This is a genomic window from Aliivibrio sp. A6, assembly GCF_028765505.1.
Taxonomy (GTDB): Bacteria; Pseudomonadota; Gammaproteobacteria; order Enterobacterales; family Vibrionaceae; genus Aliivibrio; species Aliivibrio finisterrensis_A.
This window is the reverse complement of the sequence record NZ_JARACR010000031.1, coordinates 1-25093: the sequence shown is the minus strand read 5'-3', so window position 1 is coordinate 25093 and position 25093 is coordinate 1. Positions and strand designations below refer to the sequence as shown.

Annotated in this window: 25 protein-coding genes; all 25 read left to right on the top strand. The window is 40.7% G+C overall.

Annotation, left to right across the window (positions count from 1 at the left end):
* Positions 1-336: 336 nt before the first annotated feature.
* Positions 337-1470 (top strand): flagellin, encoded by a 1134-nt coding sequence (locus PVK70_RS15665; protein WP_130048977.1) that lies wholly within the window; start codon positions 337-339, stop codon positions 1468-1470.
* Between the two features lie 447 nt (positions 1471-1917).
* Positions 1918-3045: a flagellin gene (locus tag PVK70_RS15660; protein ID WP_130048978.1), complete on the top strand. Its 1128-nt coding sequence runs from the start codon at positions 1918-1920 to the stop codon at positions 3043-3045.
* Positions 3046-3286: 241 nt separating this feature from the next.
* Complete coding sequence (locus tag PVK70_RS15655) at positions 3287-4423, top strand: flagellin (RefSeq protein ID WP_130048979.1); 1137 nt, start codon at positions 3287-3289, stop codon at positions 4421-4423.
* 124 nt (positions 4424-4547) lie between these two features.
* Positions 4548-4967, top strand: a complete 420-nt coding sequence (locus PVK70_RS15650; RefSeq protein WP_130048980.1) for a flagellar protein FlaG — start codon at positions 4548-4550, stop codon at positions 4965-4967.
* Between the two features lie 23 nt (positions 4968-4990).
* Positions 4991-6958, top strand: a complete 1968-nt coding sequence (gene fliD / locus PVK70_RS15645) for a flagellar filament capping protein FliD (RefSeq protein WP_130048981.1) — start codon at positions 4991-4993, stop codon at positions 6956-6958.
* Positions 6959-6988: 30 nt separating this feature from the next.
* Positions 6989-7279, top strand: coding sequence for a hypothetical protein (locus tag PVK70_RS15640; protein WP_065624089.1), 291 nt, complete (start codon positions 6989-6991; stop codon positions 7277-7279).
* Between the two features lie 15 nt (positions 7280-7294).
* A complete protein-coding gene (gene fliS / locus PVK70_RS15635; RefSeq protein WP_065624088.1) occupies positions 7295-7705 on the top strand; it encodes a flagellar export chaperone FliS in 411 nt (136 codons plus the stop codon).
* Positions 7706-7921: 216 nt separating this feature from the next.
* Positions 7922-9403 carry a sigma-54 dependent transcriptional regulator gene (locus PVK70_RS15630; protein WP_130048982.1) on the top strand — a complete coding sequence of 494 codons (1482 nt, stop codon included), beginning with the start codon at positions 7922-7924 and terminating at the stop codon, positions 9401-9403.
* Between the two features lie 129 nt (positions 9404-9532).
* Positions 9533-10594 carry a sensor histidine kinase gene (locus PVK70_RS15625; protein ID WP_130048983.1) on the top strand — a complete coding sequence of 354 codons (1062 nt, stop codon included), beginning with the start codon at positions 9533-9535 and terminating at the stop codon, positions 10592-10594.
* A gap of 2 nt (positions 10595-10596) precedes the next feature.
* Positions 10597-12030, top strand: coding sequence for a sigma-54-dependent transcriptional regulator (locus PVK70_RS15620; protein ID WP_130048984.1), 1434 nt, complete (start codon positions 10597-10599; stop codon positions 12028-12030).
* 100 nt (positions 12031-12130) lie between these two features.
* On the top strand, positions 12131-12442 hold the full coding sequence (fliE, locus tag PVK70_RS15615) for a flagellar hook-basal body complex protein FliE (protein WP_130048985.1): 312 nt from the start codon (positions 12131-12133) through the stop codon (positions 12440-12442).
* Positions 12443-12459: 17 nt separating this feature from the next.
* Positions 12460-14190 carry a flagellar basal-body MS-ring/collar protein FliF gene (fliF, locus tag PVK70_RS15610; protein ID WP_130048986.1) on the top strand — a complete coding sequence of 577 codons (1731 nt, stop codon included), beginning with the start codon at positions 12460-12462 and terminating at the stop codon, positions 14188-14190.
* A complete protein-coding gene (gene fliG, locus PVK70_RS15605; protein ID WP_130048987.1) occupies positions 14183-15235 on the top strand; it encodes a flagellar motor switch protein FliG in 1053 nt (350 codons plus the stop codon). Before fliF ends, fliG begins: the two co-directional genes overlap by 8 nt.
* Before the next feature lie 100 nt (positions 15236-15335).
* Entirely contained in the window at positions 15336-16133 is a 798-nt protein-coding gene (gene fliH, locus PVK70_RS15600; protein ID WP_130048988.1) for a flagellar assembly protein FliH, read from the top strand.
* Complete coding sequence (gene fliI / locus PVK70_RS15595; RefSeq protein ID WP_130048989.1) at positions 16134-17453, top strand: flagellar protein export ATPase FliI; 1320 nt, start codon at positions 16134-16136, stop codon at positions 17451-17453.
* Between the two features lie 56 nt (positions 17454-17509).
* Positions 17510-17953: a flagellar export protein FliJ gene (gene fliJ, locus PVK70_RS15590; protein WP_130044140.1), complete on the top strand. Its 444-nt coding sequence runs from the start codon at positions 17510-17512 to the stop codon at positions 17951-17953.
* A gap of 165 nt (positions 17954-18118) precedes the next feature.
* The gene (locus PVK70_RS15585) at positions 18119-19411 is read left to right on the top strand and encodes a flagellar hook-length control protein FliK (RefSeq protein ID WP_130048990.1); all 1293 of its coding nucleotides are present in this window, start codon (positions 18119-18121) and stop codon (positions 19409-19411) included.
* Between the two features lie 66 nt (positions 19412-19477).
* Positions 19478-19963 (top strand): flagellar basal body-associated protein FliL, encoded by a 486-nt coding sequence (fliL, locus tag PVK70_RS15580; protein ID WP_130048991.1) that lies wholly within the window; start codon positions 19478-19480, stop codon positions 19961-19963.
* Positions 19964-19970: 7 nt separating this feature from the next.
* Entirely contained in the window at positions 19971-21005 is a 1035-nt protein-coding gene (fliM, locus tag PVK70_RS15575; protein WP_130048992.1) for a flagellar motor switch protein FliM, read from the top strand.
* A gap of 21 nt (positions 21006-21026) precedes the next feature.
* Positions 21027-21416 (top strand): flagellar motor switch protein FliN, encoded by a 390-nt coding sequence (gene fliN / locus PVK70_RS15570; protein WP_130044144.1) that lies wholly within the window; start codon positions 21027-21029, stop codon positions 21414-21416.
* Positions 21417-21448: 32 nt separating this feature from the next.
* Positions 21449-21835, top strand: a complete 387-nt coding sequence (fliO, locus tag PVK70_RS15565) for a flagellar biosynthetic protein FliO (protein WP_130048993.1) — start codon at positions 21449-21451, stop codon at positions 21833-21835.
* Positions 21822-22691, top strand: coding sequence for a flagellar type III secretion system pore protein FliP (fliP, locus tag PVK70_RS15560; RefSeq protein ID WP_130048994.1), 870 nt, complete (start codon positions 21822-21824; stop codon positions 22689-22691). Before fliO ends, fliP begins: the two co-directional genes overlap by 14 nt.
* A 9-nt stretch (positions 22692-22700) precedes the next feature.
* Complete coding sequence (fliQ, locus tag PVK70_RS15555) at positions 22701-22970, top strand: flagellar biosynthesis protein FliQ (RefSeq protein ID WP_130048995.1); 270 nt, start codon at positions 22701-22703, stop codon at positions 22968-22970.
* A gap of 38 nt (positions 22971-23008) precedes the next feature.
* Positions 23009-23791 (top strand): flagellar biosynthetic protein FliR, encoded by a 783-nt coding sequence (gene fliR, locus PVK70_RS15550; protein WP_130048996.1) that lies wholly within the window; start codon positions 23009-23011, stop codon positions 23789-23791.
* 30 nt (positions 23792-23821) lie between these two features.
* Positions 23822-24952, top strand: coding sequence for a flagellar biosynthesis protein FlhB (flhB, locus tag PVK70_RS15545; RefSeq protein WP_130048997.1), 1131 nt, complete (start codon positions 23822-23824; stop codon positions 24950-24952).
* Positions 24953-25093 lie beyond the last annotated feature (141 nt).

The window sequence follows — 25093 nt, the reverse complement described above, 5'->3', positions numbered from 1 at the left end:
AGAAAATAAAGTGAAATAAATAAAGAAATGAGGCATCAAACTCAAAATAAAACCCAAGGAGAAGTAAGCAATATCCTTTTGTATCAAGGTTCTGATTAATACTTGACCAAAATCGGGAAAACTTTAGCTGTTTTTTAGTCAATTGTAAAAAACTTTGAAGCATGATCATAGTTCATAAAGTAATCATCTGTTTTATAAAAAAAAGCATAAAGGTTTATTTTTAACCGTCGCTAAGCTAAGTATCAGGCACTAATAGCAACGTTGTTAGTTCTAAATAATAAAGCTCAGTTTTCCGAACTACGGAAAACAATCGGAAAACTAAACGGAGATACCACTATGTCGATTACAGTAAATACTAACGTATCAGCAATGACTGCTCAGCGTTACTTGAACAATGCAACGGATGGCGTTAATCAATCAATGGAACGTCTATCTTCTGGCTTTAAAATTAACAGTGCGAAGGATGATGCAGCAGGCCTGCAAATTTCAAATCGTTTAACTTCTCAATCTCGTGGTTTAGATGTTGCTGTTCGTAATGCAAATGATGGTATTTCTATTGCACAAACAGCTGAAGGTGCGATGAACGAATCGACAAACATCTTACAACGTATGCGTGATTTATCGCTTCAGTCTTCTAATGGTTCAAATACTTCAGCTGATCGTGAAGCGATTCAACAAGAAGTTGGCGCGCTTAATGATGAGTTAAACCGAATTGCAGAAACGACTTCATTTGGTGGTTCACGTCTTCTTAACGGTCAGTTTGGTACTAAATCATTCCAAATCGGTGCTGATTCTGGTGAAGCGGTAATGCTAAGCCTAAATAATATGCGTTCTGACTCGGCATCAATGGGGGGTACAAGCTATAAAGCTGAAACCAAGCTTGATGCTGACTGGGGTGTTAATGCAGAAAATTCAGAATTAACGGTTTCGTTTGTTAATAAAGCGGGCGAAGAGAAAGAACTGACAATTAATGCCAAGACGGGCGATGACATTGAACAAGTAGCGACTTACATTAATGGTCAGACTGATTCTATTAATGCTTCTGTCTCAGAGAACGGCGAGCTACAAATTGTAACGTCGAACGATAAAGTGCAAGGTGAAGTGCAATTTGGTGGCTCACTAGCAAGTGAACTAAACATGGGTGCAGCACAAGCTGAAACCGTTAAGAGTATCGATGTAACAACGGTTGGTGGCTCACAAAAAGCAGTTGCTGTTCTTGATGCGGCAATGCAATTTGTTGATGAGAATCGAGCGGGTTTAGGTGCATTCCAAAATCGCTTTAGCCATGCGATTAATAATCTAGATAACATTAATGAAAATGTATCAGCATCAAATAGTCGAATTAAAGATGTCGATTTTGCGAAAGAGACCACTGAGATGACTAAAGCTCAAATCCTTCAGCAAGCAAGTTCATCTATTTTAGCTCAAGCTAAGCAAGCGCCAAATGCTGCTCTTGGCCTGTTACGCTAATTATATTGGCTAATTAAAGAAAATTCTAAGGTAATAGTGCTCTCACACTATACCAAAGCCGGGGACTACCTCGGCTTTTTTTATATCAATATAAAACACGACAGACCGTATAGTGGCTTGTAATGTGTTTATCTGTATGTTGTTTGAGTGATCTTTGTTCTGTTTTTGTTGATTTATAGCGTTTTTTCTTACTTTTCCCCCTTTATTTAAATTAATTTCATTTTTTTTGCATTTTCTCCTAAAGAGTTTCCGAGTTTGAGCGATAACCTAAGTACAAAGCAGAACGACTGAATAAACAGAAAATGCTTTAAAAAGAAAAACTTAAAAAAATTAAAAGTTTTTCTAAAGTAAATTGAAGTCAGGTCGTTAAGTTAAGTATCAACGATGAATAATACGGTTTCCGGTCCAGGAGCGGAGTGATTCGGAACCAAAGTGGAGAAATAAAATATGTCTATCAATGTAAACACAAACGTATCAGCAATGACAGCACAGCGTTACCTAAACAGCGCAACGAATGACTTAAACAGCTCAATGGAGCGTTTGTCTTCTGGCTTTAAAATTAACAGTGCAAAAGATGATGCAGCGGGTCTACAAATTTCTAACCGTCTAACATCTCAAACTCGTGGTTTAGATGTAGCAGTTCGAAATGCAAATGATGGTATCTCAATGGCGCAAACTGCTGAAGGCGCGATGAACGAAACAACGAACATCCTTCAACGTATGCGTGATTTATCACTTCAATCTTCTAACGGTTCAAATACAACAGCTGACCGTGTAGCAATTCAAGAAGAAGTGGTTGCTTTGAATGACGAATTAAACCGTATTGCAGAAACAACATCGTTCGGTGGCTCTCGCTTACTTAACGGTCAGTTTGGCACTAAATCTTTCCAAATCGGTGCGGATTCAGGTGAAGCGGTAATGCTTACTCTGAACAATATGCGCTCTGACACAACGGCAATGGGTGGACACACTTACTCTGCGACGGAAGGTAAAGATGCAAACTGGAAAGTAGATGCAGAAAGCACAGAATTAACAATGAACTTTGTTGATAAAGATGGCCAAGAACAAAACATCACCATTAATGCAAAAGCGGGCGATGACATTGAAGAAGTAGCAACCTACATCAATGGTCAAAGCAGTGCAGTAAATGCTTCTGTAACAGAAGATGGCAAACTGCAAGTATTTGCAGCAGCTGAAGCAACTGACATTGCATTTAGTGGCTCACTAAGCAGCGAATTAGGTATGGGTAACAAGGTTACTGATACGGTTAAGAGCATCGATGTAACGACGGTTGGTGGTTCACAAAAAGCAGTCGCGATTCTAGATTCAGCAATGCAATATGTTGATTCAAATCGTGCGGACTTAGGTGCTTTCCAAAACCGTTTTGGTCACGCTATCAACAACTTAGAAAACATTAATGAGAATACGAGTGCAGCAAACAGCCAAATCAAAGATGTTGATTTTGCGAAAGAAACCACTGCAATGACGAAATCTCAAATCCTGCAACAAGCGAGCTCGTCTATCCTTGCTCAAGCTAAGCAGGCACCAAATGCAGCATTAGGCCTGTTGGGCTAATCAGCATAGTAAACACTTGTGAGAATGAGAGCTAAGCTATCTGCAAAGTTCTATCCCAACAGGTTATAAGTAAGTCTGGCTTACTTTATAAAATTAAACTTAGGCTATCTCATGATGTATTTTGTAGAGGTGAGAGTCTACAAAGTGCATAGAGATACGCTTTTAAATATATGTGAGAAACAATGGCTGGTTCGGAGGATGAGACCAACCACCATTGAACTATCCCTTAGGAGATCTATTTATGTCTATTACAGTAAATACTAACGTATCAGCAATGACAGCTCAGCGTTACTTAAACAGCGCAACATCTGACGTTAACCAATCAATGGAGCGTCTGTCTTCTGGCAACAAAATCAACAGTGCTAAAGATGATGCGGCTGGCCTACAAATCTCTAACCGTTTAAACACGCAAACTCGTGGTCTAGACGTAGCGGTTCGTAACGCAAATGACGGCATCTCTATGATGCAAACTGCTGAAGGCGCAATGAAAGAGACTTCAAACATCCTTTCTCGTGTACGTGACCTAGCACTGCAATCGTCAAATGGTTCAAACACAGACGCTGACCGTAGCGCGATCCAACAAGAAGTAACGGCTCTTTCTGATGAAATGAACCGTATCGCAGAAACAACTTCTTTCGGTGGCACACGTCTACTTAACGGTAACTTTGGTACTAAATCTTTCCAAGTTGGTGCTGATTCTGGTGAAGCGGTAATGCTTACACTGAACAACCTACGTGCTGACGAAGCAAACATGGGTGGCCAATCTTTCACTGCGAAAGAAGGTGTTGCTGCGGGTTGGACTGCTGGTAAAGATGCAGAAATGACTATTTCTTTCACAGACAAGTCTGGTGAAGAGCAATCAGTATCAATCACAGCTAAAGCTGGTGACGATATCGAAGAAGTAGCAACATACATCAATGGCCAAACTGATAAAGTTAGCGCTTCTGTTGGTGAAGATGGCAAGCTACAAGTATTCGCAGCTAAAGGCACAATCGAAGGTGAAGTAAGCTTCTCTGGTGCTCTAGCTAACGAAACTGGTATGTCTGACGCAGTTCAAGCACAAAAAACAGTAGGTAACATCGACGTTACAACTGTAGCTGGTTCTCAAGATGCAATCGCAGTTGTTGACGCAGCAATGAAATTTGTTGACAGCCACCGTTCTGAGCTAGGTGCTGCTCAAAACCGTATGGGTCACACAATCAACAACTTAGACAACATTAACGAAAACGTTTCTGCTGCTAAGAGCCAAATCAAAGACGTTGATTTCGCGAAAGAAACAACTGAAATGACTAAAGCACAAATCCTACAGCAAGCAAGCTCTTCTATCTTAGCTCAAGCTAAGCAAGCGCCAAACGCTGCTCTAGGTCTATTACGTTAATCTCTTTGATTAAGTGATAATACTAAAATAGGTAGGTGGGCGGCTTCATCGTCAACCCACTTACTGAAATATGACAGCCGGACCGCTCTCCTGCTGTCTTTTTTCGTATTAGGAGGTAAGAGTTATGAACCCCTCATTTGTATCTTCACCAACCCTCACATTCCCCCCTTCCAATAACGGCACGCAAATTGCTAGTTCTAATGTACAGCCAACATCATCTGTGAATATCAATAATCAAATAGCAAAAGGTGAGTCGTCAGAGTTATTGACACCAAGCCAAGCTATTGTGGTTGAAGCAGAGCAACAGCTTGAAACGAAAAAGAAAGAAGAACTTTATCATGCAGTGAAAGAGCTGAATGAATACGTTAAGAGCATGGATCGAGGATTATCGTTTCGCTTAGATGAAGAGTCTGGGCGGCAGGTTATTACCGTTTTTGAAGTTAATAGCGGTGAAATTATTCGTCAGATCCCCGATGAAAAGATGTTGGAAATTGCCAGAGAATTAGCTGCCAGTGCGTCTGGATTAATAGCTGAGAAGATATAATCGTTAATTGAGGAAAATGCTTCATGAGTATGAGCCCGATGGGGATGGGTGGTGGCCTAGATATTAATTCTATGGTGAGTAAAATAGTTGAAAGCGAGCGCTTACCAAAGCAGCAGCGCATCGACCGTGAACGCTCAGATATAGACATGAATATCAGTGGCTATGGCCGTCTGCAAGAATCGTTAGATACCATGAAAAACCTCATGTCGACGTTTCGCCAAGAGGATACGTTTGCATCTCGAACTATTTCAAGCAGTGATGACGAAGTAGTCAGTGCGACGGCAACGCCAGAAGCCTTGGCGGGTCGATACACAATTGATGTTTTACAATTAGCTCAAGCTCAAAAACTAGCATCATCGCCAATCCGTGATGATGCTAAATTTGGTCCAGGTAAATTGGATATTTCATTAGGTGATAAAGAATTCACTATTGAAATTATTGGTAAAAATAATAAAATTACCGATCTGTTAAAGCAGATCAATGGTGCACCGTCAAATCCAGGTGTACAAGCCTCTATCGTTAAAGACGATGGTGGTTCACGTCTTATTCTCGCCTCGGATAAACCAGGCGAAAGTCATAAAGTTAAAATTGAAGTCGATGCTGAATACAATAATCAGCTACATCGTCTTGCTTTTAATCCTAATTTTGATCCTACGGTATCAACAAAATTTGATATTCCAACCTTGCTTGAATATCAAAATGTACCAGAAATTGCCGCTCAGCAAATGCAAGAGCCAATAACGGCACAAGAAGTTCCTGAATTAAGTGATGAAGAAAAATACGCGTACTTTAAGCCGCTTATTGATTATGCCAATCGTGAATTAGCGCGAGAAGAAAAAGCGGCAAAAGAGATCATGCTTCAACAAGAAGCAACGGCAGCGTTATCAACATTGGAAGACCCTACCGATCCAACATCGGGCATGTCAGGGTGGAGCGAGCGTACAGCGGGTACTCTGCAAGCGGCACTGCCAAACGAAGCTGAAAAGATCGAGTTAGCTAAAGCCGCCAAGCAAGGCGATCAAGATGCAGCAGAAGCCTTAGCTGAAATTGGTCAAACGCCAGATGTTGTTTTTCAAGCGGCGGGCATTACTTATGAAGCACCTCAAGTCGCACCTAAAAAAGAATTGGTTGAAATAGCGAAAGAAAAAATTGAGCAGTTACCGCCGACAATTAAAGAAATAGCAAAAGAAAAATTAGAACCGATTGAAAAAGTTGTAGAGGCAATTAAGCCTGAAGGCCCACGTAAACCGTTGTATTCTGGTCTTCAAGAAGTGCAAACAGCAAGTAGTGCAAAAGTAGTATTAGATGGTGTTGCTCGAATAAGCAGTGATACTAATGTGATTCAAGATGCGGTTCATGGCGTAGATATCACTTTAAAAGGTACGACAGCAGAAGCAAGCAAGCGTGTTGAGCTTGATGTGCAATTTGATAGAGATGGTGTAAAAGCTGCTATTGAGCAATTTGTTGCCACCTATAATCAGTTCTATGAAACGACTCAAGCACTGAGTGGCTTTGATCCGGCAACTGGCCAAAGTGGTCCTCTTGCTGGCGATAGTGTTGTTCGTTCTGCTGAATCTCGTTTGAAATCCGCTTTCGTGGCACCAGTAGAGTCGGCACCAAAAGATGTGAAAACACTGATTGAACTGGGTATTTCTACGACTCGTCAAGGAACGTTAGAAATAAATCATACAATGCTTGATCGACAATTGAATGAAAACTTTGGTCAATTGCATACTTTTTTTGGCGGTTCTAAAGGGTTTGCTAAAAAAATTGAAGACGTCATTCAGAGTATGACAGGGGTAACAGGCCCAATTCGAACCAGAATGAACACTATGCGAGATCAAAATTACCGCTTAAATGATCAACAAGTGGACTTAGATCGTCGTATGGAGAGTTTACAAGAACGAACTCGAAACAAGTTTGCCAATATGCAAGACGTTACTGGGAAAATGAAAGCTCAGTTGTCAGGAATGATGAACGCGTTAGGTTAATAGAGTGTCAGTGATAATTAGGTGTTTTCGATGATATTAATACAGCAATTAGAAAAACTGGATCAAGAGTTGCAAAATTCATATCGTTCAGATGATATTAATTTTGAACAGTTGGCGATATTTTTATCAAATCGGGAACAACTTTTGCATCAGTGTATGCAAGTGTCAGAAATAGTGCATTCCACTGAATGGCAAAGCGCAATTGCAAGAACTCAATTGATCGTTGATGAAATGAGTCAATTAGGACAGCAATTTGCTACAGATTATCAAAAATTGAATCATGGACAAAAGTCGGTTCAACTTTATAGAAAATTTCAATAATACTGAGGAAATACAATGAGAGGTTCACTACAAGCATATAAGAAGGTATCGATTGATAGCCAATTAAGTGCTGCATCACCTCATAAGGTCATTCAAATGCTAATGGCTGGCGCGATTGAGCGTTTAATCCAAGGTAAGGCTGCAATGCAGCAAGGAAATACCCCGGTAAAAGGTGAGCGTCTTGGTAAAGCATTGGATATCGTGATCAGTTTACGTTCTTGTCTTTCTATGGATGATGGTGGTGACATTGCAAGTAATCTTGATTCTTTGTATGACTTCATGATCCGCCAGATCTCCCATGCAAATCAAAATAACGATGGTCAAGCTATTGATGACGTTGTTGAGATGCTGCGTGAGATAAAATCAGCATGGGATCAAATTCCAGCAGAGTTCCATAACCTTACTGCAGACCAAGTTGGTATTTAAGTTCACTTCACGTAACTTGGTATAAAATACCATTAGTTTTATAAATCAAGTTTATTTTTGATTTTTTATACTAACCTCTCATTTACAGTATGACTGTCGATTTATTGGCAGTCATAGTTGCCTTATTTTTCTTATGCTATAAAATAGCGATATAATTTCGTTGCTGTTCAATGAATAGGCCACTTAAATCAAAGAATTAAGGCACATAACACATCTATGCAAGGTTTAGCAAAGACACTAATTATTGAAGATGACGAGCAAAACCGTCATAACCTTAAGGTCATTCTTGAGTTTATCGGTGAGCATTGTCATGCCATTTCGACTTCAGAATTGTCTACTTTTGACTGGAATGACCCTTGGAGTGCCTGTTTTTTAGGTAACGTAACAGATAGTTCACAAAAAGAATTAATCAAAAAATCCTTAATTACTAATAACCATGTCCCTATTATTATGCTTACAGGGGCTATGTTTGATCTTGAGGATTTAACTAATTATGTCGGTGAATTAAATCAACCGGTAAATTACCCTCAATTGACCGATGCGTTGCGCCATTGTCAAGAGTTTATGGGACGCCGTGGCTTAGGTGTACCCCAGCTTGGGCGTAAAATTACCTTATTCCGTAGTATGGTTGGACAAAGTCCTGCGATCAGTACGGTTCGGCATTTAATTGAGCAAGTCTCTGGTACTGAAGCAAGTGTTCTTGTTTTAGGTGAGTCGGGGACCGGTAAAGAAGTCGTTGCACGAAATCTTCACTATCATTCACCGCGTCGTAAAGGCCCATTTGTACCTGTAAACTGTGGTGCGATTCCACCTGATCTTCTTGAAAGTGAGTTGTTTGGCCATGAAAAAGGGGCTTTTACTGGTGCAATAACAGCACGTAAAGGTCGTTTTGAACTGGCTCAAGGCGGTACGCTGTTCTTGGATGAAATCGGTGATATGCCAATGCCGATGCAAGTAAAACTGTTGCGAGTATTACAAGAGCGCTGTTTTGAACGTGTTGGTGGCAATCAAAGTATTAAAGCGGATGTTCGTATTGTAGCTGCAACACATCGCAATCTTGATGAGATGATAGAGAAAGGAACTTTCCGTGAAGATCTTTATTATCGATTAAATGTATTTCCAATAGAAATGCCAGCATTGCGTGAACGTAAGCAAGATATTCCGTTATTATTGCAAGAACTGCTAACGAGAATGGAAGCGGAAGGCAGTGCGCGTGTCCGTCTAACGCCACGTGCGGTGAACTCGTTAATGGAGCATCATTGGCCGGGTAATGTGCGTGAGCTAGCAAACCTCATTGAGCGTTTAATGATCTTATTCCCTGGCGAATCGGTTGATGTTAATCACTTACCGACAAAATATCGTTATAGTGATATTCCTGAGTTCCAACCAGAGAATAACAATAAACAAAGTATTGAAGAGCAAGAGCAAGCTGCACTAGCAGATATGTTTGCTAACTTTAGTGATGGTGGAGTGCCTCAAATATCAAACCAAAACTTCGGTCCAGCATCTAATGATTTGCCTGAAGATGGTCTAAATCTAAAAGAAATGTTGGCTGATGTAGAAGTTAATATGATATGCCAAGCACTTGAAGCGCAAGCCGGGGTTGTTGCTCGTGCTGCTGATATGTTAGGTATGCGTAGAACGACTTTAGTTGAGAAAATGCGTAAATATAATCTAAATAAAGATGATATGCGTTAATAATCTGCACTGACAAATAATTGACTCATTAAAGATGTTATTTTGATATAACTTGATGATTTAAAACAATAAAAAGGGCTGGCATGTTAAATGCATTAGCCCTTTTGTTGTTTTGGCGGGGATCAAATTATGCAAGGTAACTCTGAGAGTGGGATCAATTCACTCCTTGGCACAGTAGAAGAACAAAATACACGTTATAAGCAAGTATTAGATGTTATGCCTGCGGGGGTAATATTGCTTGATACACAAGGCGTTGTATGTGAAGTAAACCCAGAAGCCATTAAGCTTCTTGGTACCCCATTATTAGGTGAACGTTGGTTTGAAGTCATTCAACGCTCATTTGATCCAAGAGAAGACGATGGGCATGAGATCTCATTGCGTAATGGACGTAAAGTACGTTTAGCGATCTCAGCCTCAGAAACGGGTCAACTTATTCTTATTACCGATCTAACCGAGACCCGTTTACTGCAATCTCGTGTCAGTGATTTGCAGCGTTTGTCATCGTTAGGAAAAATGGTTGCCTCCCTTGCTCATCAAGTAAGAACGCCACTTTCAAGTGCGATGCTTTATGCTTCAAACTTAGGTTCCCCCAATCTGCCCGCAGCAACACACAAACGTTTTCAAACCAAATTGGTTGATCGTTTACATGATCTCGAAAAACAAGTGAATGACATGTTGTTGTTTGCTAAAGGTGGCGATAACAAGGTTGTTAAATCATTTACGATTGAAGAGCTTGTTGCAGAATATCGTCCAATGGTAGAAACCGCTTTGCAATCAAATCAAGTGGATTATCACTTAGAAGTAGAAGAGCAAGATACTTTATTAATGGGTAATGCCAACGCTATTGCCAGTGCCATTAGTAACTTGATTATGAATGCGATACAAGCCATTGGAAAAGAATGCCAAATTGATGTTTTCTTTAGACCGGTTAATGGTTATTTGAAAATATCAGTACAAGACAATGGGCCAGGTATCCCACTTGAATTACAAGATAAAATTATGGAACCATTTTTCACTACACGCTCTCAAGGCACGGGTCTTGGTTTGGCCGTAGTTCAAATGGTTTGTCGAGCACATAAAGGACAACTTGAATTGTATTCAGAACCGGATGATGGTGCGTGCTTCACCATGTCTATTCCATTAACAGCAACCTATGCTGAATCCGCAACTCAAACAGAATCTGGAGAATAATCATGGCTCAAAGTAAAGTATTGATCGTAGAAGATGATGAAGGCCTACGCGAAGCCTTGATTGACACCTTAGAGTTAGCTGGCTACGAATGGATAGAAGCGGATAGCGCAGAAGCCGCGTTGCTTATTTTGAAAAAAGAATCTGTTGATATCGTTGTTTCTGATGTTCAAATGGCAGGAATAGGCGGTTTAGCATTGTTGCGTAGCATCAAGCTAAATTGGCCTAATTTACCCGTTCTTCTAATGACAGCTTATGCCAATATTGAAGATGCGGTTTCTGCAATGAAAGACGGCGCAATAGATTACATGGCGAAGCCTTTTGCGCCAGAAGTGTTGTTAAACATGGTTAGCCGTTATGCACCAGTTAAAAATGAGCAAACGGGCGATGCCATTGTTGCGGACGAAAAGAGTCTGAAATTACTTAAGCTTGCAGATAAAGTTGCGCGAACTGATGCAAACGTGATGGTCCTTGGCCCAAGTGGTTCAGGCAAAGAAGTGATGTCTCGTTATATCCATAACAACTCACAGCGTAGTGACGGCCCATTTGTTGCGATTAACTGTGCTGCTATCCCAGACAATATGCTAGAAGCCACCTTATTTGGCTATGAGAAAGGTGCATTTACTGGCGCAGTTCAAGCGTGTCCGGGTAAATTTGAACAAGCTCAAGGCGGCACCATTTTGTTGGATGAAATCAGTGAAATGGATCTTAATCTACAAGCTAAATTACTGCGCGTACTTCAAGAACGCGAAGTTGAACGTTTAGGTGGTCGTAAGAGTATTAAGCTTGATGTCCGAATTTTGGCGACCAGCAACCGAGACTTAAAAAAATACGTAGAAGAAGGTAATTTCCGTGAAGATTTATACTACCGCTTAAACGTATTCCCAATTGCATGGCCAGCACTTAAAGAGCGTAAAGGTGATATCGCACCTATTGCTAAGCACCTTATTGAGCGTCACTGTCAAAAGCAAGGCTTACCCGTACCCAGTTTTAGTGTTGAAGCTACTCAAAAACTGGAAAGTTACCCTTGGCCAGGAAATGTACGTGAGCTAGATAACGTTGTGCAACGTGCATTGATCTTGGCTGAAGAGCATCAAATTACCGCGGATGATATCTTATTAGAAGGCGTTGACTGGGTAGATGCTCGAGGTTTGCAACAAGTGGTTAGTGGTGAAGCGCCAACAATTAAGCCTGAGCAGCAAGCACCGTCAATAAATGACACAGTTGCAATGCCATTATCTGAAGATGGTGAGATTTTAACCGCATCTAGTGGGCTAGGTGGTGAACTTCGTGAGCAAGAATTCATCATTATCCTTGAAACGATAAAAGCGTGTGACGGTAAACGAAAAGATGTCGCTGAAAAATTGGGCATTAGCCCGCGAACGTTACGCTACAAATTAGCGAAGATGCGTGATGCTGGAATAGATATCCCAAGTTAAAACAACGGGTTACCGTGTTTGATATTTTGGTATGTAAATTGCTTTATATACTTCGGGTCGTAAAATAAAGTCAATTAGTTGACTGGGTCGGAGAATAGAAATGAAAATTGGTGGTTTACAAGGCGAAATGCAAGCAATGATGCTTGACGCGTCAAATACAACGCGTCCAGCAACAGGTAAAGAAGTCGGTGCGGACTTCAGTGCTATGTTTGCAAAAGCAGTGAATAACGTAAATGGCTTACAACAAGCATCAAGTGATTTAGCTGTGCGTTTTGATCGAGGTGATGAAGGGGTCTCATTATCCGATGTAATGATTGCACGTAACAAATCAAGTGTTGCATTTGATGCCACAATACAAGTGCGTAATAAGCTTGTAGATGCTTATAAAGCACTCATGAATATGCCAGTATAATTTCTAGGAATTAAAGCGTGTCAGAAGAAAATAAAAACACAGACTTAGCAGTATCTGATGGAGTATCCGCCGGTGGTTCAATGGCGTTAGATAATTCAATGGATGTTCAAAATCCAGATACTGATGAGCAAAGTTCTTCGAAGTTAGATTCAGCGTTGGGTAATCTTGATTTATTGCGTCAAGTTATCCTTGTGTTATCTGTATCTATCTGTGTCGCATTAATCGTAATGCTTTTCTTTTGGGTTCAAGAACCTGAAATGCGACCACTTGGTGCGTATGAGACGGATGAATTAATTCAAGTTCTTGATCACCTTGATGCGCAAAAAGCAGAATACAAGCTAGAAGGTAATACCATTCTAGTTCCCGCTTCTCAATTCAGTAAAATGAAGCTTGATCTTTCTCGTGCCGGTTTAAACCGAGAAGTAGGAGAAGGTGATGATATCTTACTGCAAGATATGGGGTTTGGTGTATCACAGCGTTTAGAACAAGAGCGTCTAAAGTTAAGTCGTGAACGCCAATTAGCGAGTACGTTTGAGCAAATGCGTCCAATTCGTAAAGCTCAAGTATTACTCGCAATGCCAAAACAAAGCGTATTTGTTCGTCATAACCAAGAAGCATCGGCAACGGTATTCTTGACTATGCGAATGGGTGCAATGCTAAAACAAGAAGAAGTAGATTCGATTGTTGATATGGTTGCAAGTGCGGTTCCTGGAATGAAACCAACACGTGTTACCGTAACGGATCAGCACGGTCGTCTTCTTAGCTCTGGTACGCAAGATCCGATGGCTATGGCTCATCGAAAAGAGCAAGAGTTAGAGCGTAAACAAGAGCAATCACTGCGTGATAAAATTGATGCGATTCTTATCCCAATTTTAGGCTTGGGTAACTATACTGCTCAAGTTGATGTATCAATGGACTTCAGTGCGATTGAACAAACACGTAAACAGTTTGATCCACAAACTGCATCAACACGAAGTGAATATACATTAGAAGATTACAACAATGGTAACGTGATTGCCGGTGTTCCGGGTGCCCTAAGTAATCAGCCACCAGTAGATTCAGCAATCCCTCAGGATATTGCTGAATTAAAAGATGGTTCAGTACTAGGTCAAGGTTCGGTTCATAAAGAAGCAACACGTAACTTTGAATTAGATACAACCATCAGTCACGAGCGAAAACAAACGGGAACGGTCGCACGTCAAACGGTTTCAGTTGCCGTAAAAGAGCGTCAAAGTGTTAACCCTGAAACAGGCGAAGTGACTTATACACCAGTGTCGACAGAGCAAATTGAAAAGATCCGTCAAATCATCATTGGTAGTGTTGGTTTAAATGAGCAACGTGGCGACTTATTAAACGTATTAAGCGTTAAATTTGCGATTGAAGAGCAACCAATTACTATTGATGTACCGATTTGGGAGCATCCAAACTTCAACGACTGGATTAAATGGTTAGCTGGTGCTTTAGTGATTATTGCTGTGCTACTTATCCTTGTTCGCCCAGCAATGAATAAATTACTGTTCCCTAACCAGGCAGAAGACGATGCCGTTGCGAAAGGTGAAGGCGTTGAAGGCGACATGGGCTTAATTGGCAGTGATTTAGATGGTGACGGTTTCGAGTTTGGTTCAGGCATTGATCTACCAAACTTGCATAAAGACGAAGATTTATTAAAAGCGGTTCGTGCTCTTGTAGCAAATGAACCAGAGTTAGCAGCACAAGTGGTTCGTAACTGGGTATCTGAAAATGGCTAATGAGATTGTAGAAGCAGAAAAAAAAGATGAAGACAACCAAGAGTTTGATCTTTCGTCACTAGCAGGCTCAGAACGTGCTGCCATTTTACTACTTAGTTTGAGTGAGGATGATGCTGCAAGTATCATTCGTCACTTAGAACCAAAGCAGGTTCAGAAAGTAGGCGCAGCAATGGCAACCGTATCTGATTTAAATCAGATTAAAGTGTCAGCGATTCACCGTGCTTTCTTAGAAGACATTCAGAAGTTCACTAGCATAGGTATGGGCAGTGAAGACTTTATGCGTAACGCATTGGTTGCAGCTCTTGGTGAAGATAAAGCGAATAATCTAGTAGATCAAATTCTACTAGGCAGTGGTTCACAGGGGTTGGATTCATTGAAATGGATGGACCCTCGTCAAGTGGCAAGCATCATTATGAATGAGCACCCACAGATCCAAACCATCGTATTATCGTATTTAGACCCAGATCAGTCAGCAGAGATTTTATCTCAGTTCCCTGAGCGTAGTCGCTTGGATTTGATGATGCGAATTGCTCATCTTGAGGAAGTTCAACCATCAGCTCTGGCTGAACTGAACGAAATCATGGAGAAACAGTTTGCGGGTCAATCTGGCGCACAAGCTGCGAAAATTGGCGGCCTGAAAGCAGCGGCAGAAATCATGAACTACCTAGATAACAGCATTGAAGGTATGTTGATGGATCAAATCCGTGACCAAGATGAAGAGACTGCAACGCAGATCCAAGATCTTATGTTTGTATTTGAAAATCTTATCGATGTACAAGATACAGGTATTCAAATGCTATTGCGTGATGTTCCACAAGAAGTTCTGCAAAAAGCACTTAAAGGTGCTGATGATGCACTTAAAGAGAAAATGTTTAAGTGTATGTCGAAACGTGCAGCGGAACTTATGCGTGATGATCTTGAAGCAATGGGGCCAGTTCGTGTGGCAGACGTTGAAGCCGCTCAGAAAGAAATTCTGGCAGTGGCACGTCGAATGGCCGATTCTGGCGATCTAATGCTTTCTGGCGGTGCAGACGAATTCGTATAATACGTTTTTGCTTCATTGAGTTATAATTATACGGCTATTTAAGAGTTAATCTAAATAGCCGTTATGCTTTTTAATCTTCTTCTTTTTACGGGTTATTATCATGAGTATCAGCAAAAAACGTGGCTTTATTCGCATTACCGATGAGAGTGAGCTACAAAAAACTAATATTTGGGAATCCCCTGATTATTCTGATCCTAACCAGCCAGCTCGTGAAACTGCATTAAATTATGATCCTAGCTGGACACCATCACTTCCTCAAGAAGAAGAGCCTGAAGAATTTGTACTCACCGAAGAGATTATCGAACAGATAAAGCAAGGCGCTTACAATGAAGGGTTAACGCAAGGGCAAGAATTTGGTTATAAAGAAGGTCTAGAAAAAGGCCAAGCAGAAGGTTTTGAGGCTGGAAAACCAGAAGGTTACCAAGCTGGCTACGATGAAGGTATTGCTGCAGGGCAGGCTGAAATTCAAGAGCGTATACAGCATTTAATTGAAATGGCTGATAAGTTTGCAACGCCATTAGAGTTAGTTGATTCTCAAGTAGAAAAACAGCTTATCGATATGGTATTAGCGCTAACTAAAGAAGTCATTCATGTTGAAGTAAAAACCAATCCTCAAGTATTACTTGATACGGTTCGTGAATCTGTCGAAACCTTGCCGGTTACTGAACGTGAAATTACTATTTCATTAAACCCAGAAGATCACCAACGCGTGATTGAGGCGTATGGCGAAGAAGCGTTAGCGCAAAAGCAGTGGACACTGGTCACCGAGCCTTCAATGAATCTTGGTGATATTAATATTCAAGCATCAGATTCAAAAGTCAGCTACTTACTTGAAGAGCGAATTAAAACCGTTTTAAATAAATTCTGCGGTGTAAATCGTCATCAAGGGAATCAGTAAATGCTGCCATTATCTGAACGCCTTTCTCAATATAAAACAACAGGGTTAACCACACGAGCTATTGCGTCAGGCAAGCTAGTACGTGTTGTTGGCTTAACCTTAGAAGCCACAGGATGCCGAGCGCCAATTGGCAGTTCCTGCTTGGTAGAAACCATCAATGGTGAAATAGAAGCAGAAGTGGTTGGTTTTTCAGGTGATAACCTGTTTTTAATGCCGAATGAACAAGTCTCTGGCGTACTTCCAGGTGCGAAAGTCACTCCAATTGTTGGTGGTAGTGGCATTCCTGTTGGTATGGAACTGCTTGGTCGAGTTGTGGATGGTGTAGGAAACCCTATCGATGGTCTTGGAGAGTTGTATACTGAAGAAACCGCGTCATTTACCTCAGAGCCTATTAACCCATTATCGAGAAAACCAATTTCAGAACCACTTGATGTTGGATTAAAAGCCATTAACGGTTTACTTACGGTTGGTAAAGGCCAGCGTTTAGGTCTATTTGCAGGCTCAGGTGTGGGTAAATCGGTAACACTTGGCATGATGACTCGCGGTACAACAGCACAAGTGGTTGTCGTCGGTCTGATTGGTGAGCGTGGGCGAGAAGTAAAAGAATTCATTGAAGAGATTTTAGGCCCAGAAGGGCGACAACGTTCAGTTGTTGTCGCAGCGCCTGCCGATTCGTCAGCGCTAATGCGATTAAAAGGCTGCCAGACAGCCCTGACTATTGCGGAGTACTTTCGTGATCAAGGTTTAGACGTATTATTATTGATGGATTCACTGACACGTTTTGCACAGGCACAGCGTGAAATTGCCTTGTCAGTTGGTGAACCACCTGCAACCAAAGGTTATCCGCCTTCCGTATTTGCTAAATTACCTGCTTTGGTTGAACGAGCGGGTAATGGTAACGAAAACCAAGGGTCTATTACTGCCTTCTTTACGGTTCTGACTGAAGGGGATGACTTACAAGATCCTATTGCTGATGCTTCTCGTGCCATTTTGGATGGACACATCGTATTATCACGTGAAATGGCTGATGCAGGCCACTATCCAGCGATTGATGTTGAAAAATCAGTGAGTCGTGTTATGCCACAAATCACTGATGAAGAGCATATGTTGATGTCTAAAGTGGTTCGTCAAATTTTATCTACTTGTCGTAAAAACCAAGATTTGGTATCAATCGGCGCTTATAAACCGGGTACCGATCCGGCTATTGACCAAGCGTTTACGTTAAAACCACGACTTGATGAATATCTACAACAGAAAATGAAAGAAAGCGTGCCATACGATATGTGTAAGAGCATGTTGAAAATGCTATTAAGTGGCTAACAAGTTAAAGGTACGAGAATAGTGCGCATGGATAAGACGATAAATAGAGAAAGAACATGAGTAATACCTTTGATTTTTTATTAGAACAATCTCAGGAAAGAGAGAACCAAGCGGTAATGGCATTAAGTAAAGCCAAAGCGGAGTTGGATAATTTCTATGAACAAGTTAAACAAATCGAAAAGTATCGTCTTGATTACTGTAATCAACTTTTACAGCGTGGTCAGCAAGGTCTTACTGCGAGCCAATACAGTCATTTAAATAAGTTTTTGGTGCAGTTAGATGAAACGCTAACAAAACAAAAAAGTGCAGAGTCTCATTTCACTTCCCAAGTGGATAATTGTCAAAGCTATTGGCAAGAGACTCGTAAGCAACGTCGCTCTTACGAATGGATGATCGATAAAAAGAAAACCGAGCGTCAAAAAAAACTCGATAAACAAGAGCAAAATATGATGGATGAGTTTTCGACACTCCAGTTTGCCCGACGAATTAAATCTGAATAGGTAATGTGGTTATTTTTTCGATTGCTTTGCTTTAGTAACCCCCTTCTTCTTATTGTCCAACATTACACTAAATATAAAAGTGGCTTAATATTTGCTTTAAAATAATCAACGTTGGGCCGCTACAGTGCTCGTCAAAAAATTCACACTCAATGTAGAGAATATACTATGAGCAGTCATGACTTATCCTTAAGCAGTATCAATAAAACCGCACCAGTAAAAACAGATACTAAAACGGCTGCGGTAGAAAAAACAGAATCTGAAGGCTTTGTAGAAGAGCTTAAAGAAGTCATGGGATTAAAAGAAAAAGACGACGCCAAAAAAACAGCGGTAGAAGAAAAAGGCGACGTTGAAAAAGGTGAGGCGGCTGAAAAATCGAAAGAGTCTGAATCTGTTGAAACAAAAGAAGAAACAACAGAAGAAAAAGTAAGCCAAGGTTCTGAATTACTCTCTCGTTTAGAACAAGCGAATAGCACGCTAGTTGATGAAAAAGATCAAACGAAAAAAGAAAAAGCAAGTCAAGATTCTGAATTATTCTCTCGTTTAGAACAATCGAATAGTACGTTAGTGAATAAAAAAGAATCATCTGATGATTCAGAGTCTCTAACTGATGCAGAAGTGATGCTAACTCAAGCCAGTATTGCGGCTAAAGGTGAGAAAAATAGCAGTAAAACTGTAGCTGAAAAAACGGACCCTTTAAAAGAAATTCAATGGGGAAGTGGTGCTAAATCGTCAACTCAAGTAGAGGGCGAAACACAGAGCAAAGGTGAGGCGTCAGGCAACAAAGAATCAACCAAAGAATTATTAACCTCTACAGCACTTATCGGTAAGGCAGAAGCTGAAGCCGGAAAACTTGCTGAGGCAAAAAAAGCAAAGATCGATATCTCAGCACTTGGCATGACACAGATTGCTAATGGTGAAACTGTGAGTCTAACTGAAGCTAAAACGACAGATAGTTTTGCTCAGCAGCTAGCGACGGCATCAGGAGTAACAGCAACACAACAAGCAACCGCTGCTCAGAAAATGGATCCTGCAATGGCACCGCTGAATATTCGTCAAGAACAAGTCAGTGACGAAGTTGCTGAACGCATCAATATGATGATGGCAAAAAACTTAAAACATGTTGATATTCGTTTAGATCCACCAGAAATGGGACGTATGCATATTCGCCTAAACATGGGAGCAGATAGTGCAGGGGTTCAGTTTACGGTATCAAACCAACAAGCTCGTGATGCTATTGAACAAAGTTTACCGCGATTACGTGAAATGTTTGCTCAACAAGGGATCCAATTAGCCGATACCTCTGTTCAGCAACAAAACTCTGGTGAGTCATCTCAATACGCTTATCAGAAAGAAGAGTCTTCTCGTCAAGGCTCTGGATTTAATGAAGAGTTTTCTGAAGAACAAGAGATTAACGTACAAGTATCAAAACCCAATGATGGGATTAGCTTTTACGCCTAAGAATTTTTAAAAAAAAGCATCATGATTTTAAAATAATAATTAACGATTTATCCAAGAGGAAATACAATGGCAAACCAAGGTGATGCACCTAGAAGTAAAAATAAACTGATTATTATCATCACATTGATTGTATTATTGCTTGTGGGTGGCGGTGCTGCTGCTTGGTTCTTCTTAGCGGGAGATACCAAAGAAGAGGCAACAGAACAAGACATTGCAGCATTAGAAGCTCAAATGCCAGCATTGTACTTAAACTTACCTCAGCCATTTATTTTTAATGTTACAGGCGATAAGCGTGATCGTTTAGTACAATTAAAAGTGCAAGTGATGATGCGTGGTACTGATAATGAAAGTATTGCACAACAACACACCCCTTTAATTGAAAGTGCTTTATTATCGACTTTCGCTGCCGCAACGGTTGAGCAATTAAGAGAGCCTCGTGGTCGAATCGATTTACGCGAGCAGGCAACACGTGATATTCAAGATGCCTTTACTAAAATTACAGCCAAGCCTGTAGTTGAAAAAGTATTATTTACTGACTTTGTAATGCAATAGGTTCAATGTGACAGATCTATTATCCCAAGATGAAATTGATGCTCTACTCCATGGTGTAGATGACGTAGAAGATGATGTAACGGGTGGTCCTGAAGAAAACATAGGTTCAATGAAGAACTTTGATTTCTCATCACAAGACCGAATCGTTCGTGGTCGAATGCCAACCCTAGAATTGATTAACGAACGTTTTGCTCGTCATATGCGTATTAGCTTATTTAATATGTTGAGAAAAACCGCCGAAGTATCAATTAATGGCGTATCTATGGTGAAGTTTGGTGAGTATCAAAACACACTGTATGTTCCAACTAGCTTGAATATGGTGCGTTTTCGCCCATTAAAAGGCACAGCATTAGTCACTATGGAAGCTCGATTAGTTTTCATTTTAGTAGAAAACTTCTTTGGTGGTGATGGCCGTTTCCATGCGAAAATTGAAGGCCGCGAGTTTACGCCAACCGAGCGACGTATTATTCAATTATTACTGAAAGTGATTTTTGAAGATTACAAAGAAGCATGGTCACCAGTAATGGGGGTGGAATTTGAGTATTTAGACTCAGAAGTAAACCCAACAATGGCAAACATTGTTAGCCCAACAGAAGTGATCGTTGTGAGTTCATTCCATATTGAAGTGGATGGTGGTGGTGGTGACTTCCACGTAGTCTTCCCATATTCAATGGTTGAGCCTATCCGTGAATTACTTGATGCGGGTGTTCAGAGTGACAAGATGGACACTGATGTTCGTTGGAGTAAGGCACTGCGTGATGAAATCATGGATGTGCCAGTTGAAATGAAAGTGAATCTTTTAGAGAGCCAAATTTCATTACGTGACTTAATGGATTTAGAAGCGGGCGATATTATCCCTGTTGAAATGCCAGAAGCCGCCACCGTATTTGTAGAAGAGTTGCCAACTTACCGCGGTAAAGTAGGTAAATCAAACGATAAATTAGCAGTACAGATCACAGAGAAAATCAAACGCCCAGATATGGTGAAAACGGATTTAGCCTTCCTAGGCAAAGACGTATTGTTTGATCTAGATGAAGAATAAGAGTAGAGAAGGTAGTGGATCATGGATTCAAATGAACAACAAATGGCTGACGAATGGGCAGCAGCATTAAGTGAAAGTGCAGAAGGCCAAGCGGTAACCGCACCATTGGAAGACTTAGAAAACAAAGCACCAGAGTTCAATGAAGATGAACGTCGCAAGCTTGATACGATCTTAGATATTCCTGTGACTATTTCTATGGAAGTAGGCCGTTCACATATTAGTATTCGTAACTTACTGCAATTGAACCAAGGTTCAGTTGTTGAACTTGACCGTATTGCAGGTGAATCACTGGATGTTATGGTTAATGGTACTCTTATCGCTCACGGTGAAGTGGTTGTCGTGAATGACAAATTTGGTATTCGTTTAACAGACGTTATTAGCCAAACTGAGCGTATTAAGAAACTACGTTAATCAGGAACCAATAGATGAATAAAAGGAAGGGTATGAAACAGCTATGGTTATTGGCATTGATGCCTTTTCCTTTATTTGCCGCAGATGCGCCTAATGTCGATTTAGCGGCGACATTAGGCTCTTTGATTTTTGTTATCGCGCTGATTCTCTTTTTTGCTTGGCTATTAAAGAGAATGCGTTTTCCTGGTGTTACAGGATCTCCAGGTAGCAACATGAGTATTGTTAAGCAATTACCTGTGGGAACAAAAGAAAGAGTCGCAGTGGTTCAAGTTGGAGAGGAGCAGTTTCTTATTGGAATTACCTCTCAAAATATCAATATGCTAAGTAAACTTGAAAAACCGTTAGATGTCGGTGAATCGACGTTGACGCCATTTTCAACTCAACTAAGCCAACTGATGAAGAAAAATGCTAAAAACTAATTTAATTGCCGCCACTTTGGCGGTTTTTTCACTCTTATTCATGGCATCTTCGGCATGGGCGGTAGATGACTTAGCAAGCGCTATTCCTGCAACAGCAGCCAGTGCGGAAGGCATGACTGTAACTGCGATGGAAAAGGACAGCGGAGCTTCTAAAACTATCGCTAAAGGCAGCAGTTCTGGTGGTGGGGTTCCTGCATTCACCATGACAACTAATGCTAATGGTGGTGAAGACTATTCTGTTAACCTGCAGATATTAGGGTTAATGACCATGCTAGGCTTTTTGCCTGCCATGGTTATTTTGATGACGTCGTTTACGCGTATAGTAGTGGTCATGTCGATATTACGACAAGCCATGGGTCTACAACAAACCCCATCAAACCAAGTTATCATTGGTATCGCAATGTTTTTAACCTTTTTCATTATGGCTCCAGTCTTTGATAAGGTAAATAACACCGCTATTCAACCTTACATCAATGAAGAAATTACGGCGCGCGAAGCTTTTGATGTTGCACAAGTACCAATGAAAGAGTTTATGCTGGCGCAAACGCGAGTGAAAGATCTAGAGACATTCGTCAATATGTCTGGAGTAGAGGCGCAAAACCCTGAAGATGTCCCTATTACCGTTATTATTCCTGCGTTTATTACCTCAGAACTAAAAACGGCGTTTCAAATCGGTTTCATGCTTTTCTTACCTTTCTTAATTATCGACTTAGTCGTAGCCTCGGTATTAATGGCTATGGGTATGATGATGCTTTCTCCTATGATCGTATCGTTACCCTTTAAACTTATGTTATTTGTATTGGTGGATGGGTGGAACTTAATACTTTCGACACTTGCCGGAAGCTTTAGTACATAAGGAGCGAACATGACACCTGAAATGGCCATCGAGCTATTCCGTGGCGCGCTGTACATGGTACTTATCATGGTGTGCGCCATTATTATCCCAAGTTTGCTTATTGGTTTAGTGGTGGCGGTATTCCAAGCCGCGACGTCAATTAACGAACAAACGTTAAGTTTTTTGCCTCGTTTGATTGTCACCTTATTAGCATTAATGCTGTTTGGTCACTGGATGACTCGAATGTTGATGGAATATTTTTACGAATTGATTGCTCGAATGCCAACAGTTCTTTATTAATTTAAATAACTTCAACTTGAGATAATTTAAGCGGACTTATGGAATACCCAAGCCAGATAGTATTAGATTTTATTGCTGCGTATTTTTGGCCTTATACTCGCATTTCAGCCATGTTAATGGTGATGTCAGTATTCGGGGCACGATTTGTGTCGCCTAGAATTCGACTCTATCTTGGCTTAACGATTACTTTTGCGGTTATGCCTGCCATTCCAGCCATGCCACCTGAAATTCAGTTAATGTCTTTTCAAGGTTTTATGACAACAGCAGAGCAGATTATTATTGGCGTTGCTATGGGGATGGTCACTGTGTTTGTTACTCAAACTTTTGTTCTTCTTGGGCAAATTTTGGGTATGCAGTCGAGTTTAGGCTTTGCTTCAATGGTTGACCCTGCAAATGGTCAAAATACGCCATTACTTGGTCAGCTATTTATGTTTCTATCGATACTGTTTTTCTTAGGAACTGATGGCCATTTAAAAATGATTAACTTTGTCGTGATGAGTTTCACTACGTTACCGGTTGGTGTCGGAAAATTGACAAGTGTCGATTATCAATCCATGGCTGGCTGGCTTGGTATCATGATGAAAGCCGGGTTAAGCATGTCTCTATCTGGCATTATCGCCTTACTTACGGTCAACCTTTCTTTTGGTGTAATGACGCGTGCTGCACCACAGCTAAATATATTCTCATTAGGTTTTGCTTTTGCATTATTAGTCGGTTTATTACTGACCTCGTATATCATTCTTGGTTTATTTACTCACTATGATTTGCACTGGGGTCGTGCCGAAGCGCAAATATGTAGCATGATAAGGCTGGATTGCTAATGGCCAAATTAAGACTCGTGGAGGTCAGCCATGGCTGAAAGTGACGGTCAAGAACGTACCGAAGACGCCACGGCCAAACGCTTGCAACAAGCCAAAGACAAAGGGCAGGTTGCAAGGTCAAAAGAGCTCGCTTCAGTCTCTGTTTTGGTGTGTGGTGCGGTTGCATTAATGTGGTTTGGAGAAGGCGTTGCCAAAGCACTCTTTTCTATCATGGAGCGTTTCTTTTCTATTTCTAGAGAAGAGATTTATGACACTAATAAATTACTTGAAATCGTAGGTGGTGGATTAGTCGCATTAACTTTCCCTGTTCTGCTTATACTTGTCACATTATTTGTTGCGGCCTTAATTGGTGCAGCGGGTCTTGGTGGTATTAGCTTTTCAGCAGAAGCGGCAATGCCAAAACCGTCTAAAATGAATCCGATGTCAGGCATTAAGCGAATGTTTGGCATGCAAAGTTGGGTTGAACTTTTAAAATCGATATTAAAAGTATCTTTAGTCAGTGGGATGGCTTTTTATTTGATTAATCAAAGTAAAGCAGATCTATTTCAGCTTAGCCTTGATACGTATCCTGCAAATATTTTTCATTCCCTTGATATCTTGCTGAACTTTATTTTATTGATCAGCTGTACCTTATTAATTGTGGTCGCGATTGATATTCCGTTTCAAATTTGGCAACACGCAAATCAGCTGAAAATGACCAAGCAAGAAATTAAAGATGAATATAAAGAGACAGAAGGTAAGCCTGAAGTTAAAGGTCGTATTCGTATGCTTCAGCGCGAGATGACACAACGACGCATGATGGCAGATGTACCCTCAGCCGATGTCATCGTGACGAACCCAGAGCACTATTCAGTGGCATTGCGCTATGATCAAAGCAAAGATGCTGCTCCTATTGTTGTCGCTAAAGGGGTCGATCACATTGCAATGAAAATTCGAGAAATCGCAAGAGAGCACAATATTGATATTTTGCCTGCGCCGCCATTGGCTCGTGCTTTATATCATTCAACAGAGCTAGAACAACAAATCCCTGATGGTCTGTTTGCCGCAGTTGCTCAAATCTTGGCGTATATCTTTCAGATGAAGCAATATAAGAAGAAAGGTGGAACTAAACCTGAGCTCGATGAAAATACACTGACTATTCCTGACGAGTTGAAAAAGTAGCGAATACCAATTCGATTAGCCTTTCTTTTTGCTAGTCTATACTCCAATTTTTAAGAATAGATTGATGATGAAGCATCTGTATGCTTCATCATCAATACTATTTGAATCAAACATAATCCCAATTTTTGATTGCTTTTCTTT

What these genes read in the sequence shown, in the direction of transcription:
- flhB (WP_130048997.1), top strand. Translation starts at nt 23,822, where the DNA reads ATGGCTGAAAGTGACGGTCAAGAACGTACCGAAGACGCCACGGCCAAA.
- PVK70_RS15620 (WP_130048984.1), top strand. Translation starts at nt 10,597, where the DNA reads ATGGCTCAAAGTAAAGTATTGATCGTAGAAGATGATGAAGGCCTACGC.
- fliJ (WP_130044140.1), top strand. Translation starts at nt 17,510, where the DNA reads ATGAGTAATACCTTTGATTTTTTATTAGAACAATCTCAGGAAAGAGAG.
- fliN (WP_130044144.1), top strand. Translation starts at nt 21,027, where the DNA reads ATGGATTCAAATGAACAACAAATGGCTGACGAATGGGCAGCAGCATTA.
- fliE (WP_130048985.1), top strand. Translation starts at nt 12,131, where the DNA reads ATGAAAATTGGTGGTTTACAAGGCGAAATGCAAGCAATGATGCTTGAC.
- PVK70_RS15650 (WP_130048980.1), top strand. Translation starts at nt 4,548, where the DNA reads ATGAACCCCTCATTTGTATCTTCACCAACCCTCACATTCCCCCCTTCC.
- PVK70_RS15640 (WP_065624089.1), top strand. Translation starts at nt 6,989, where the DNA reads ATGATATTAATACAGCAATTAGAAAAACTGGATCAAGAGTTGCAAAAT.
- PVK70_RS15625 (WP_130048983.1), top strand. Translation starts at nt 9,533, where the DNA reads ATGCAAGGTAACTCTGAGAGTGGGATCAATTCACTCCTTGGCACAGTA.
- fliO (WP_130048993.1), top strand. Translation starts at nt 21,449, where the DNA reads ATGAAACAGCTATGGTTATTGGCATTGATGCCTTTTCCTTTATTTGCC.
- fliI (WP_130048989.1), top strand. Translation starts at nt 16,134, where the DNA reads ATGCTGCCATTATCTGAACGCCTTTCTCAATATAAAACAACAGGGTTA.
- PVK70_RS15660 (WP_130048978.1), top strand. Translation starts at nt 1,918, where the DNA reads ATGTCTATCAATGTAAACACAAACGTATCAGCAATGACAGCACAGCGT.
- fliL (WP_130048991.1), top strand. Translation starts at nt 19,478, where the DNA reads ATGGCAAACCAAGGTGATGCACCTAGAAGTAAAAATAAACTGATTATT.
- fliG (WP_130048987.1), top strand. Translation starts at nt 14,183, where the DNA reads ATGGCTAATGAGATTGTAGAAGCAGAAAAAAAAGATGAAGACAACCAA.
- fliP (WP_130048994.1), top strand. Translation starts at nt 21,822, where the DNA reads ATGCTAAAAACTAATTTAATTGCCGCCACTTTGGCGGTTTTTTCACTC.
- PVK70_RS15585 (WP_130048990.1), top strand. Translation starts at nt 18,119, where the DNA reads ATGAGCAGTCATGACTTATCCTTAAGCAGTATCAATAAAACCGCACCA.
- fliS (WP_065624088.1), top strand. Translation starts at nt 7,295, where the DNA reads ATGAGAGGTTCACTACAAGCATATAAGAAGGTATCGATTGATAGCCAA.
- PVK70_RS15665 (WP_130048977.1), top strand. Translation starts at nt 337, where the DNA reads ATGTCGATTACAGTAAATACTAACGTATCAGCAATGACTGCTCAGCGT.
- PVK70_RS15630 (WP_130048982.1), top strand. Translation starts at nt 7,922, where the DNA reads ATGCAAGGTTTAGCAAAGACACTAATTATTGAAGATGACGAGCAAAAC.
- PVK70_RS15655 (WP_130048979.1), top strand. Translation starts at nt 3,287, where the DNA reads ATGTCTATTACAGTAAATACTAACGTATCAGCAATGACAGCTCAGCGT.
- fliR (WP_130048996.1), top strand. Translation starts at nt 23,009, where the DNA reads ATGGAATACCCAAGCCAGATAGTATTAGATTTTATTGCTGCGTATTTT.
- fliQ (WP_130048995.1), top strand. Translation starts at nt 22,701, where the DNA reads ATGACACCTGAAATGGCCATCGAGCTATTCCGTGGCGCGCTGTACATG.
- fliD (WP_130048981.1), top strand. Translation starts at nt 4,991, where the DNA reads ATGAGTATGAGCCCGATGGGGATGGGTGGTGGCCTAGATATTAATTCT.
- fliH (WP_130048988.1), top strand. Translation starts at nt 15,336, where the DNA reads ATGAGTATCAGCAAAAAACGTGGCTTTATTCGCATTACCGATGAGAGT.